Annotated in this window: 11 protein-coding genes and 1 tRNA gene; 10 read left to right on the forward strand and 2 right to left on the reverse strand. The window is 53.4% G+C overall.

What is annotated here, in order from left to right:
• Positions 1-77 precede the first annotated feature (77 nt).
• Both ACI4OH_RS03550 and guaA read left to right on the forward strand, forming a co-directional pair.
• Positions 78-551: a DUF805 domain-containing protein gene (locus tag ACI4OH_RS03550; RefSeq protein WP_432646693.1), complete on the forward strand. Its 474-nt coding sequence runs from the start codon at positions 78-80 to the stop codon at positions 549-551.
• 118 nt (positions 552-669) lie between these two features.
• Positions 670-2,205, forward strand: a complete 1,536-nt coding sequence (gene guaA, locus ACI4OH_RS03555; protein WP_439784195.1) for a glutamine-hydrolyzing GMP synthase — start codon at positions 670-672, stop codon at positions 2,203-2,205.
• 104 nt (positions 2,206-2,309) lie between these two features.
• Here guaA and ACI4OH_RS03560 read toward each other — a convergent pair whose 3' ends face one another.
• A complete protein-coding gene (locus ACI4OH_RS03560) occupies positions 2,310-3,077 on the reverse strand; it encodes an alpha/beta hydrolase family protein (RefSeq protein ID WP_432646694.1) in 768 nt (255 codons plus the stop codon).
• A 216-nt stretch (positions 3,078-3,293) separates the two neighbouring features.
• On the opposite strand from ACI4OH_RS03560, the gene ACI4OH_RS03565 reads away from it, so the two are divergent.
• The 5 genes from ACI4OH_RS03565 to ACI4OH_RS03585 all read left to right on the forward strand — a co-directional run bounded on the left by ACI4OH_RS03565 (position 3,294) and on the right by ACI4OH_RS03585 (position 9,088).
• Positions 3,294-3,896, forward strand: a complete 603-nt coding sequence (locus ACI4OH_RS03565; RefSeq protein WP_435721974.1) for a lactate utilization protein — start codon at positions 3,294-3,296, stop codon at positions 3,894-3,896.
• Between the two features lie 39 nt (positions 3,897-3,935).
• Entirely contained in the window at positions 3,936-4,304 is a 369-nt protein-coding gene (locus ACI4OH_RS03570; protein ID WP_435721973.1) for a VOC family protein, read from the forward strand.
• Positions 4,305-4,445: 141 nt separating this feature from the next.
• A complete protein-coding gene (locus ACI4OH_RS03575) occupies positions 4,446-6,215 on the forward strand; it encodes an ABC transporter ATP-binding protein (protein WP_439784192.1) in 1,770 nt (589 codons plus the stop codon).
• Positions 6,215-8,017, forward strand: coding sequence for an ABC transporter ATP-binding protein (locus ACI4OH_RS03580; RefSeq protein WP_439784193.1), 1,803 nt, complete (start codon positions 6,215-6,217; stop codon positions 8,015-8,017). Before ACI4OH_RS03575 ends, ACI4OH_RS03580 begins: the two co-directional genes overlap by 1 nt.
• 105 nt (positions 8,018-8,122) lie before the next feature.
• On the forward strand, positions 8,123-9,088 hold the full coding sequence (locus ACI4OH_RS03585; RefSeq protein WP_432646699.1) for a DUF2971 domain-containing protein: 966 nt from the start codon (positions 8,123-8,125) through the stop codon (positions 9,086-9,088).
• Between the two features lies 1 nt (position 9,089).
• On the opposite strand, the gene ACI4OH_RS03590 is transcribed toward ACI4OH_RS03585, so the two are convergent.
• Positions 9,090-9,896, reverse strand: a complete 807-nt coding sequence (locus tag ACI4OH_RS03590; RefSeq protein ID WP_435721969.1) for a metallophosphoesterase family protein — start codon at positions 9,894-9,896, stop codon at positions 9,090-9,092.
• A 196-nt stretch (positions 9,897-10,092) separates the two neighbouring features.
• Here ACI4OH_RS03590 and ACI4OH_RS03595 point away from each other — a divergent pair, with 196 nt between their 5' ends.
• From ACI4OH_RS03595 to ACI4OH_RS03605, 3 genes are all read left to right on the forward strand, one after another.
• Positions 10,093-11,430 (forward strand): NlpC/P60 family protein, encoded by a 1,338-nt coding sequence (locus ACI4OH_RS03595; protein ID WP_439784194.1) that lies wholly within the window; start codon positions 10,093-10,095, stop codon positions 11,428-11,430.
• Positions 11,431-11,459: 29 nt separating this feature from the next.
• Positions 11,460-12,089 (forward strand): cysteine peptidase family C39 domain-containing protein, encoded by a 630-nt coding sequence (locus tag ACI4OH_RS03600; RefSeq protein WP_432646702.1) that lies wholly within the window; start codon positions 11,460-11,462, stop codon positions 12,087-12,089.
• Positions 12,090-12,152: 63 nt separating this feature from the next.
• Positions 12,153-12,229, forward strand: a tRNA-Pro gene (locus ACI4OH_RS03605).
• Positions 12,230-12,235: the final 6 nt, after the last annotated feature.

Here is a 12,235-nt window from a genome sequence, read left to right on the forward strand (position 1 = left end):
GCCTTCTGGCAAAGATATAGAAATTGGTGCTTGACAAAAGGCACTACATAACAGATAGAATGAAGAGAGGGATTATATTGGGCCTGAAAAATACTCACTTTAATGTAGAAGAACTGCGTGAAAAGTTCTTCAGCTGCCGGGGACGCCTCAACCGCAAACCGTTTATCATGCGTATGCTCGGCGTCATGGTGTTTTTCACCTTTGTCGCCATGTTGTTTTACAGTATCTGCTTCAGCCTGATTGGCAGCAAGATGCTCGCTGACGGTACAGCCGTGCTCGTGTCGGTGATTGAGGTTGTTTCGATTTATACGCTGGTCACGCGCCGTCTGCACGACCTCGGTTATGGCAATGCTCTGGCCATCCTGTACCTCGTGGCCGGTATTCTGCAGCCTTTTCTTTTCAAGGCAGTAGAAGGAATGCCTCAGGACAGTATGGAGTCAGAAGTCGTTCAGGCCATCAATCTGTTTGTCATGCTCTTAATTGTCTGCCTCATGCTGATCCGCGGCAAGCGCGGGGATAATGAGTATGGGGAAGACCCGCTCATGCGTTGAGCATTGCGAACCGTTTCCTTTTTTCGTGCTCTATGCTATAATTTTCTCAGGATATACGTCCTGTTCGTGTTGCTTTAATTAGGAAGGAAGAAAAAAATTGAGCAAGCCTGCAAATGAAATGATTCTCGTACTGGACTTTGGCGGTCAGTACAATCAGCTCATCGCACGCCGCGTGCGTGAAAATCATGTTTACTGCGAAGTTCATCCGCAGTCGCTGTCCCTCGAGAAGATCCGCGAGATGGCGCCAAAAGGCATCATCCTGACGGGCGGTCCGAACAGCGTCTACACGGAAGACGCCGTGACGTGCAGTCCGGAGCTCTTTGAACTCGGCATTCCGGTGCTCGGCATCTGCTACGGCTCGCAGCTCATGGCCCATCTCTTAGGCGGCAAAGTCGAGACGGCACCGACGAGCGAATACGGCAAGACGGAAGTCACGCTCAATGAGGAAGGCAAAAAGTCGAAGCTCTTCACAGGTGTCAAGGAAAAGAGCATCTGCTGGATGAGCCATACGGACTACATCGCCAAAGCGCCGGAAGGTTTTACGGTCACGGCCTTCACGCCGGTCTGCCCAGTGGCGGCGATGGAGAATGCGGAGCGCCGTCTCTATGCAACGCAGTTCCATCCGGAAGTCATGCACACGGAACAGGGCAAGGAGATGCTCCATAACTTCGTCTACAATGTCTGCGAATGCAAGGGCGACTGGAAGATGGATTCCTTCGTCAAGACGACGGTCGAGGAGCTCAAAAAGAAAATCGGCAAGGGCAAGGCTCTCTGCGCTCTTTCGGGCGGCGTCGATTCGTCCGTGGCCGCTGTCCTGCTTTCGAAAGCCATCGGCAAGCAGCTGACCTGCGTCTTCGTCGACCACGGCCTGCTGCGCAAGGATGAAGGCGATCAGGTTGAGTCCGTCTTTGGTCCTGAGGGCCCGTATGACCTCAATTTCATCCGCGTCAATGCCAAAGACCGCTTCTACGAGAAGCTCAAGGGCGTGACGGAGCCGGAGAAGAAGCGCAAGATCATCGGTGAGGAATTTATCCGCGTCTTTGAGGAAGAAGCCAAGAAAATCGGCGCTGTCGATTATCTCGTGCAGGGCACGATTTATCCGGATGTCATCGAGAGCGGCCTCGGCAAGTCGGCCGTCATCAAGAGCCATCACAATGTCGGCGGCCTGCCGGACTATGTCGACTTTAAGGAAATCGTTGAGCCGCTGCGTCTGCTCTTCAAGGATGAGGTCCGCGCTGCCGGCCGCGAACTCGGTCTGCCGGAATATCTCGTAAACCGTCAGCCCTTCCCGGGGCCCGGCCTCGGCATCCGCATCATCGGCGAAGTCACGGCTGAAAAAGTCAAGATCGTACAGGAAGCCGATGCGATTTACCGCGAGGAAGTCGCCAAAGCCGGCGTCAAGAACCTCGGCCAGTACTTCGCTGCCCTGACGAATATGCGCAGCGTCGGCGTCATGGGCGACGGACGTACCTACGATTACGCCATTGCCCTGCGTGCTGTCATGACGAGCGATTTCATGACGGCCGAGAGCGCCCAGCTGCCGTGGGAAGTCCTGCAGAAGACGACGAGCCGCATCGTCAACGAAGTCAAAGGCGTCAACCGCGTGCTCTACGACTGCACGGGCAAACCGCCGGCTACGATTGAATTTGAATAATTTTCGCAGCTGAGAAAATCTGCCTATAAAAAGCCGCAGGGTCCAATTTTGGGACCCTGCGGCTTTTTGCATGACATCCATCTCGATATTAATCTTGTCCATGCTCAATCTTCATGGAAGAATTCAATAATCTTGTGGATGGCCAGAGCCATATGATTCGGATTCTGGAACGGGTGGTTTGCTCCTTCAACGGGAATGAATTCGATGACATTGTCCTCGGCGAATTTCTGCGCATCTTCAATCGGGACCATCTCGTCCTTCGTGCCGTGCAGAATCAGCATGGAGTCGGCGAAGTCAAAATACTCGTGGTCGAGCGGGCAGAAGGATTTGAGGTCGTCGAGGAAGGACTGGTCGATTTTCATCTTGCGTTCAAAGCCAATCTGGATTTCTTTGCCTTTTTTGAGTTTGGCGTGGTCGGCTTCGGGGATGCGGCTGCTCATCGTCTCGTACATGTGGATGGCCGGACAGCGCAGGGCGATGCGGCGGAACGGATTGCCGACTTCGATGAGATAGCGAAGCGTCAGATAGCCGCCTAGGCTTGTCGAATAAATGCAGACGTCCTTGGCCTGCAGTTCTTTTTTGGCGTATTCCGTGACGATGGTCAGATACGTCAGGCACTCGGCAACGGTGAGCTTTTTGCGCGCATCCATGCCATGGCAGGGCCAGTCAAAGGCAATGACGCCCCAGCCCTTGTATTTGGACGTCAGATGTTCGCCGAAATTGACCGTGCCGGCTGTCTCTTTATTGCTGCCAAAACCATGTGTGACGATGGCGATATGCTCGAAGGAACGCGCCGTCTTGTCACTTGCGCTGCAGATCAGCTTGCAGCGGATGCTCAGGCCCTGTTCGTTGATATCAAAATGTTTTTCCATATGGGTATCCCTCAGTTTCTAAAATTTTCAACGCTTCTATTATACGCCGAATCAGGCCGGCTGAAAAGTCAGCCGCAATGGCGGGATGAATGGTTCCCAAAAGGATAGGAAAGGATAAAAAAGTACATACTTGTCTATCTTGGCGAATCTGCTATACTGAAACCATAGGCAGAATATGTGTATATATTAGGAAAGTTTAGGATTGGAGGTGTCCGTATGGATCTTGAGACACTGGCGAAGAATCTGAAGTGGCGCGGCATCGAACTGAAGGTTTTTGCGACGAAAGAGGAAGCTGCAGATTACCTGACACAAGCCATCAAGGGCAAGAGCGTGGGCTTTGGCGGTTCGATGACACTCGAGGCAATGGGGCTTTACGAAAAGCTCAAACCAGCGAATGAAATGTTCTGGCATTGGCGTCAGGACATGCCTGCAGACGAAGCAAAGGCCAAGGCCTATCTGGCCGATATCTATATTACTTCGCTGAATGGCGTGGCTGAGACGGGCGAACTTGTCAACATCGATGGCAGCGGCAATCGCGTGGCAGCAACGCTGACGAAGCATGAAAAAGTTTATTTTGTCATCGGCGAGAACAAGCTCGCTCCGGATTTGCATGCGGCAATCGACCGCGCACGCAACATTGCCAGTCCCCTGAATGCCAAAAGGCTGCATCGCAAGACACCGTGCGCCGTCAAGGCCGACCATTGCTATGACTGCAAAAGCCCTGAGCGCATCTGCCGCAGTCTCAACATCATCTGGGAAAAACCGATGCAGGCCGGGGCGTGTGAACTCGTGCTGATTCGCGAAGCTCTCGGTTATTGAGAGACTATCCTGTCAATAGACAATGGAAAGGAAATAACAATGAAATTCAAATTTGCACATAATAACTTCAATGTACTGAATCTCGACAAGAGCCTTAAGTTCTATGAAGAGGCCCTCGGCTTTAAGCCGGTCCGCAAATTCGAGGGGCCGGGCTTTACGCTCGCGTATCTTTCCGATGGCGGCCAGACGCCGCATGAGCTCGAACTCACGTGGCTCCATGACCGCAAGGAGCCGTACAACCTCGGTGAAAATGAGTTCCATCTTGCCGTGCGCACGGATGACTTTGAGGCAGCTTACAAGAAGCATAAGGAAATGGGCTGTATCTGCTTCGAGAATAAGGATATGGGCATCTACTTTATCAGCGACCCCGATAATTACTGGATTGAGATTCTGCCGCCGGAACTTTGATACCAAACGGATGGAAGTTCTATCCCTGCGAAAAAATCCTGCTGACCTGCATTTTTGCGGGCGGCAGGATTTTTTTTATTACTGTTTTTAGCGCCGTGTGCTAAAATACAAATATATCATTTTTATGTTTCGAGGTAGCTTATGCTTCATTATCTTAAGCCTTATTATGGCACGGCAGTGCTTACCATATGTTTTATGATTTCAGAGGTACTCATTGACCTCTATCAGCCGCGCATGATGGCTTCGATTGTCAACGAAGGCATTCTGGGCCTTGGTCGTGGCGGCCTGCCGGACCCTGAGCTTGTGCTTCAAACAGGCCTTTTGATGGTGCTGGTGGTTCTGGTCGGCGGCTTTTGCGGCGTCATGGGGGCGGTCTGCGTCAATCGCTGCGCACAGAATTTTGGCAACGATATCCGCAAGGATTGTTTCCGCCGCATCATGCACTTTTCACTGGAACAGGTTGACTTTTTCCATACGGGGTCCCTGATTACGCGCATCACGAGCGATACGACACAGGTACAGGCAATGGTCAGTTCTGCGCTGCGCAGTGTCGTGCGCAGCACGACTTTCCTGATAGCCGGCACAGCCGCACTTTTGACGCTTGACCTGAACTTTGGCATCATTGCCATGCTGGTCACTCCGGTCGTTTTATTCGAGGTTTCTCTGGTCGTTTGGAAGAGCAATCCGTTATTCCTGCTGCTGCAGCAGAAGCTCGATGCCCTGAACGGCATCATGCAGGAAGATATCAGCGGTGCGCGCGTCATCAAGGGCTATCATCAGGAAAAGCGCGAAAGCCGACGCTTTGGCAGGGCCAATGACGATCTGGCGGCGACACAGCTTCAAGTACTGCTGCTCATCGCGTGGCTGATGCCGCTCGTCAATATCGTTCTGAATTTGGCACTGGTTGGCGTCATTTACGTTGGCTCGTTCGATGTACAGGCCGGTTTGATTGGCCCGGGAACCATCATGGCCGCTCTTACGTATATTGTACAAATTTTAAATGGCCTCTTGATCTTCGCGATGATTCTGCAGCTTTTTGCGCGCGGCCTTACTTCCAAACGCCGTTTGCAGGAAATTTTACAGACAAGACCTGTTCTGGAAGATGGCAGATACCCGCACGGAATTCCTCAAAAGACGGATACCTGTTTGGATTTTCACCATGTATCGTTCCGTTATCCTTCGCAGATGGAAAATGTCCTGACGGATATCTCGCTGACTGTCAAGCGGGGAGAGACACTGGCCATCGTCGGCGCGACGGGTTCGGGCAAGAGCACGCTCATCAAGCTTTTGCCGCGTTTTTACGATGCCTCGGCGGGGCAGGTGCTGGTGGATGGAGTCGATGTACGCGATTATCCATTGAAGGATTTGCGTCAGAAGATGGCTGTGGTTCTGCAGAAAACAGAGCTTTTCTCCCTGAGTATCCGCGACAATATCGCATGGGGCGAGGATGATGTCTCCTTTGACGAGGTGAAAGAGGCTGCCCATATTGCGCAGGCAGATGGTTTTATCGCGCGGCAGCCGGATGGCTATGATACGGAAGTCGCCGAGGGCGGCATGAGCCTTTCGGGCGGGCAGCGTCAGCGGCTGGCCCTTGCGCGCGCCATCGTCCGTCAGCCGGAAATCCTGATTCTCGATGACAGCACGAGTGCCCTTGATTTGCGCACGGAAGCTGCTTTTTATGAGGCACTTGGCGCTTATACCGAAAAACTCCGTGCCGAAGGCCGCTCCCTGACGAAAATCATCGTGGCCCAGCGCATCGCGACGGCCCGCCGCGCCGACCGCATTGCCGTGCTCGAAAGCGGCCGTTTAGCGGCCTTGGGGACACACGCAGAACTCTTAAAGGATTCGGCCGTTTATCGGGAAATCTGTGCTTCGCAGCTCGGCGTGGGCGAGAGGGGAGATGAACTCTGATGGCAGCAAGAAAAAAAGCAGAAGATTATTTTCGCCGTCCCCGTCGTATCGGTGCTCCTGTCGAAAAAGCCGTACATCGCAGGGCGACATTTCTGCGCCTGCTCACATACTTTCATGCAGAAAGAATGCGCCTGCTGCTGCTGACTTTTGTCGTCACGGCCGGTGTCATAGCCGGCGTTGCGGCGCCGATTTTCCAGAGTCAGGCCATTGATGCGATTGCCGAAGCGGCGTATGCTTCGCTGCCCCGCATCCTGCTCTCGATGCTCGCAGCCTGTGCCCTGTACGCCGTTATGGTCTTTTTTCAGGGCCGCCTAAGTGCCAGACTCAGTCAGAGCATCATCCGCCGCCTGCGCCGCGACCTCTTTGACAAAATCAATACCCTGCCGCTCTCTTATATTGACCGGCACTCCCATGGCGACCTCATGAGCCGCATGACAAATGATGCCGACAATATTGCCAGCGTCATCTCGACCTCGCTCGGCGCCCTGTTTGCCGGTGTGCTGACTTTAGTCGGCACGGCCATCGTCATGCTGTCGTTCAGCGTGCCTTTGACGCTTTTGACCTGTCTGACGGTCGTGGCGACGGTTCTGACGACGAAATTGATTGCCAAGAAGATGGGCAAGTATTTTCTCAACCGTCAGGAACTTTTAGGCAGCCTCAACGGCATGGTGGAGGAAAAAGTCACGGCGGTGCGCACGGTCAAGGCGTATTCGAGGGAAGAGCGCATCATCAAGGAATTCGAGCAGACCGCGGATGCCTTGACAAAAACGGGCATCCGCGCCGAGAGCATCGGCAATTCGATGGGACCTTTGATGAATATGATTTCCAACTGTTCCTTTGTCATCGTTTCGGTTTTCGGTGCTTATTTTGCCCTAAAGGGCTGGATTACGGTCGGCGTCATCTCGGCTTTCATCATCTATTCGAAGCAGTTCACGCGTCCAATCAACGAGATTGCCCAGCTTTACGGGCAGATTGAGACGGCTCTGGCCGGTGCCGAACGCATTTTTGCCGTGCTCGATGAAAAGAGTGAGCCGGAGGGCGGCGCGGAAGTGCCGGTTCGGACTCGCGATGTCATCGAATTTCGCCATGTGAATTTTTCATATGTGCCAGAAAAACGTGTGATTGATGATTTCAATCTGAAGATTGAGGCAGGCAAAAAAATCGCCCTGGTCGGTGCGACGGGCTCCGGCAAGACGACGATTGTCAATCTGCTGATGCGGTTTTACGAAATCGACAGCGGCGAAATTTTGCTCGATGGCAGAGACATCCGCGAATATTCGCTCAGCAGCCTGCGCGGCCTCGTGGGCATTGTTTTGCAGGATACGGTGCTGTTCTCGGATACGGTTCATTATAATCTGGCCTATGCGAAACAAAATGCCTCCACTGAGGAGATTGAACGGGCGGCAAAACTTGCCAATGCCGATGAATTCATTCGCCATCTGCCCAAAGGATATGAGACGGTTTTGACGGGAGCTGGCAGCAGCCTGTCCGAAGGACAGCGGCAGCTTTTGGCCATCGGCCGCGCCTGCCTCGCAAATCCGCGCATCCTGATTCTCGATGAAGCGACATCGAATGTCGATACGCGCACGGAAGCAAAGATTCAGGATGCCATGACGCGCCTGATGCATGACAGGACCTGCCTGATTATCGCACACCGCATTTCGACGATACGCGATGCCGATACAATTATCGTCATGGAGCAGGGACATATCGCCCAGCAGGGCAGCCACGCGGAACTCATAAAAAAAGAAGGCCCATACAGGGACCTTTATTTGACGCAGTTTGCGGGACAGGCTTCGTAACCATCCTGATAAGGCTGCATTTTCGAATCTATGTGCTGTTTGTGCTATAATGTAGGCGTAAGCATCGAACAGATGAATTTTCGGACTCTGAGCAGGGGGTGCGGTATGGATAAGGAAAAAATAGAAGAACTCGGTGAATACCTCAAAATTTTTCAGCCTATTTACGCCAGACGCCTGGAAAAGACGCGGCTCGAGAAGATGCGTTTTGCTTATTACACGAGCGCGAGCACGGGCATCAATATCCTCAAGGGACATGCCCTCTGGATGCGGGCGGCTGCCTGCATGAACGATTACCGCGAAATCGATTACGGCATCCAGTTGCTCAATAAAACGGTGTATGGCTCCGACTACCGCCGCGAGCGCATTTTGCAGCTTGCCAGGCGTCTCGATTGGGGCGAAAATGTGCTCGACTCCATGATGAGCGACCTCAACAACAATGAGCAGCGTTATATTACGCATACGTATCTCGCATGTGTCTCGGAGCACCGGCCGCGCGAACATGGCAAGGGCCGGCTCTCGATGTGGCGCGCCTATGGCCGCAAGACCGGCGTGGCCGTCGTCCTGAAGCCGACAGCCATTTTCGGCCAGCTTGACCCGCTGCCGCTGCGGCTGACACCCGTGGAATACTTGACACAGGCGCAGTTTACAGAGGGCTTCGACTGGATGCTCGACAATATCGAACAGCATCTCGAAGAGCTTCAGACACGGGAACCGGCCAAAGTCCTCGAGTATTTCGTCAATATGCTCATGACGTCCCTGTTTTCCATCAAGAATCCGGGCTTCAACGAAGAGCGCGAATGGCGCTTTGTCTACCATGAGTCGGCCAGCGGGCATCTGCATCACGATATTGTCGTTGTTGACGGCATTCCGCAGATCATCTACAAACTGCCGCTCAAAGGACCAAATGACGATGGTCCGGGCGTGCCGCTCGCCGACGCTCTCGAAGAAATCATCATCGGTCCGAGCCAGTACGCTGAGGTCATCGAGGCCGCTTTTATCCGCATGCTGCAGGAATTCGGCATTCCGGATGCAGCGGACCGCGTGAGCAAGAGCAACATTCCTTTGCGCTGAATTATTCTTTTTCTTGGAACAGATCGTCGTCATCACTCTGCCAGCAGCTCATTTTCCGGACGTTGAGACAGCTGATATGGCCGCCCGGCAGATAGGAGCCGGTGTCGATGTCGATGATGTGATTGCGAAAACTAAGGGGATGGCTGCGGCTGCGGTCGAAGCACTGCACGGGCGTATGGCCGACAATGACCGTCTGTTCGCCGTCGTATTCCTCGTAGAATTCCGCGCGCAGCCAGAGCATATCGTCGACCTGTTCTTCATAGGAAAGTTTTGAGTAAAAACCAGCATGGGTGAACAGGTATGTTTCGCCGACCGCCGCGATATGGTCAAGGGAGAGCACGAAGTGCAGAAGTTCGTGGTAGAGGCTGCAGTCTTTTTCGTAAACCTTTTTGAGGCTCGCAAATGTAGCCTGACCGCCGCTCCTAAGCCAGCCGTGCTGCAGGTCCATGGGCTCGCGAATGCTGTGATTTTGAAAATAATGGCGCATCATGGCTTCGTGGTTGCCCGTCAGCGTGACGACATAGGGAAATTTTTCCTTGAGCTTCATGACCATCTGCAGGACTTCGGCCACCTCGGGTCCGCGGTCGATGTAGTCGCCGAGAAAAATCAGCAGGTCCTGCTGCGGGTCGTAGGGGATGTGCTCAAAGAGCGACTGCAGGCGCGTAAAATTGCCGTGGATATCCCCAACCGCGAGAATCCGGTTAAAATCGCAGTCATCGGGCACGACGACCATGCCGCCCTCGGAGACCAGCTTCTTTTTGCCCTTGAACTGCTGCCGTTTGGCGGCGATTTCCTCTAAAATATTCATAATGCACCTTCTTTGTGCTGAAAAAATCGGAAGTAAAAAACCGTCACTGCCGTATCTATGCGATGATACACGCCGTGACGGCTCGTTTTTATTATAGCAAAAACACTTTGAAACATCCAGAATGACAGCGGGAGCCTTCTGCGCTATAATAGATATTATATATAATAGAAAGAATCGTAAGAAGGGGGAACGTGTCTTGAAGTACGGTCATAAAATCGCGAATAGGGGAATCCCGCTGCTGCTGACCTTGCTGCTGGCTTTTTTCCTGCCTATGGGTATAAAAGCAGCGTCGGCTTCGCCGGAAATCACGGACGAACGGGCGACGGCCGACTATTGGACGCAGAGAAATTCTGCCGGCGACCAAGTGATTTTGTCAAAGGAACAGGTCAAAGAAGTCAATGCAGGGCTTCGCAGCCGCAATGATACGCTGGCTGATTTAGCGGTCCTGCCGGAGACGGTATCTGCTGATGAGGTAAGGCAGCGCATTGAAAATGTGCAGGCCTTGGGTGATTTTGATACGGCTGCCGTGCCGGACCTTTATAAAAACGGCAGCGGCCTGACCTCGTACAGCTATTCCTTTGCGCACAAAAACTGCAATCTTTCTGCCATTCCGGAAACGGCCAATATCCGTTATGGCGTGGTAACGAGACGCGCAAATCTGCGCCTGCTGCCGGAAGCGACGGGCTGGTTCGAAAGTGCCGGTGATACGCATTACGATACACTGCAGGCTACGGCTCTTGACCCTGCCGAGCCGGTTGCCGTGCTGCTCGACAGCTACGATAAGAAATTCTCGTTTGTGCGCACGCGCTTTTATGACGGCTGGCTTGCAAAGTCTGACTTTGCGGAGACGGGCCGCGCCGAATGGGATAAATTTGCAGCGCCCGCTTCGTTTGCCGTCGTCACGGCCAATAAAAAGACCATTGCCAATGCCGATGGCGAGGGACTGCTCTTCCAGATGGGCGCCAAGATTCCGCTGACGGCTGACAAGAAACTGCTGCTGCCCGTAAATGACAACGGTACGCTGCGGACGGAGCAAATCAAGGCTGCTTTTGACGATACCCTGCATGAGGGCTTCCTGCCCTGCACGGAGAACAATTTCGTGCGTCAGGGCTTCCGCTTTTTAGGCGACGTCTACGGCTGGGGCGGCCTTGACGACAGCGTCGACTGCTCCTCGTTTGTCGGGGATGTTTACCGCAGTATGGGCATTGAGCTGCCGCGCGACGCCGACCAGCAGGCCAAATCCATGCCGCGCGTCGTCGACCTTGCCGGCATGAATGAGGATGAACGATTGACAGCGCTTTATGCCTGCCGTCCGGGGACTTTGCTTGCGAACAACACCCATGTCATGATGTATCTCGGTCAGGACGATGCGGGCACGCCGATTGTCCTGCAGTCGATGAGCAGCTGGTTCAGTTTCTCGGGCGGCTATGCCAAACATTATCTGCGCAAAGTCATTGCCTCAACCGCGACCTTTTTAAATGCCAGCGGCACGCCGTACATCAACGGGGTGCGTTATCTTGGCTCGCTGCGCTGAGCTGCAAGAGAAATTAGGAGAGTAAATATATGAAGAGTCCTTTGCGTTATCAGTTTTCGGAGTACGACTGCGGCCCGACGACGATGCTCAACGCAGTCAGTTATCTCTTTGAACGCGAAGAGATTCCGCCCGAGATCATCCGCAACGTCATGCTCTACAGCCTCGACTGCTACAGCAACAAAGGGGAGCCGGGCCGCGCGGGCACGAGCCGCATGGCGATGATGTTCCTGTCAAACTGGCTTGATGGCTTTGGCCATGCGACGAATCTGCCACTTTCGAGCCAGTATCTCTCGGGAAAAGCGGTGTCCATCAGTCAGGAAAGTCTCGTCAACGATGCCCTGCACCGCGGCGGTGTCGCCGTCGTGCGCCTTTTCTACGAAGTCGAGCATTACGCACTTTTGACCGGTGTCGACAAAAACGGCATCTACATGTTTGACCCGTGGTATGTGCCAGAAGGCTCCAAGGAATTTGAAGGCACCGGCATCGAACTGACGCTTGCGCATCCGAAGGAATACAATCGCATCGTGCCGGCTGCCTGCTTCAACCGCGAGACAAACGAGCCCTACGCCCTCGGCCCCGTCGAAGACCGCGAAGCTGTCCTGCTCTTCAACGAACGCACAAAGAAAACCGCACAGGATACCATCGAATACTTCATCTGATATGTGCGATGGATTTTATATCTTTACAATAGACGTGAAATACGCTATAATATTGAGTGTTGTCGGGACGTAGCGCAGTTTGGTAGCGCGCTTCCTTGGGGTGGAAGAGGTCGTGGGTTCAAATCCCGTCGTTCCGACCATTTTTG

The sequence above is a fragment of the Mitsuokella apri genome (genome assembly GCF_051886055.1).
In the GTDB taxonomy this organism is placed as follows: Bacteria; Bacillota; Negativicutes; order Selenomonadales; family Selenomonadaceae; genus Mitsuokella.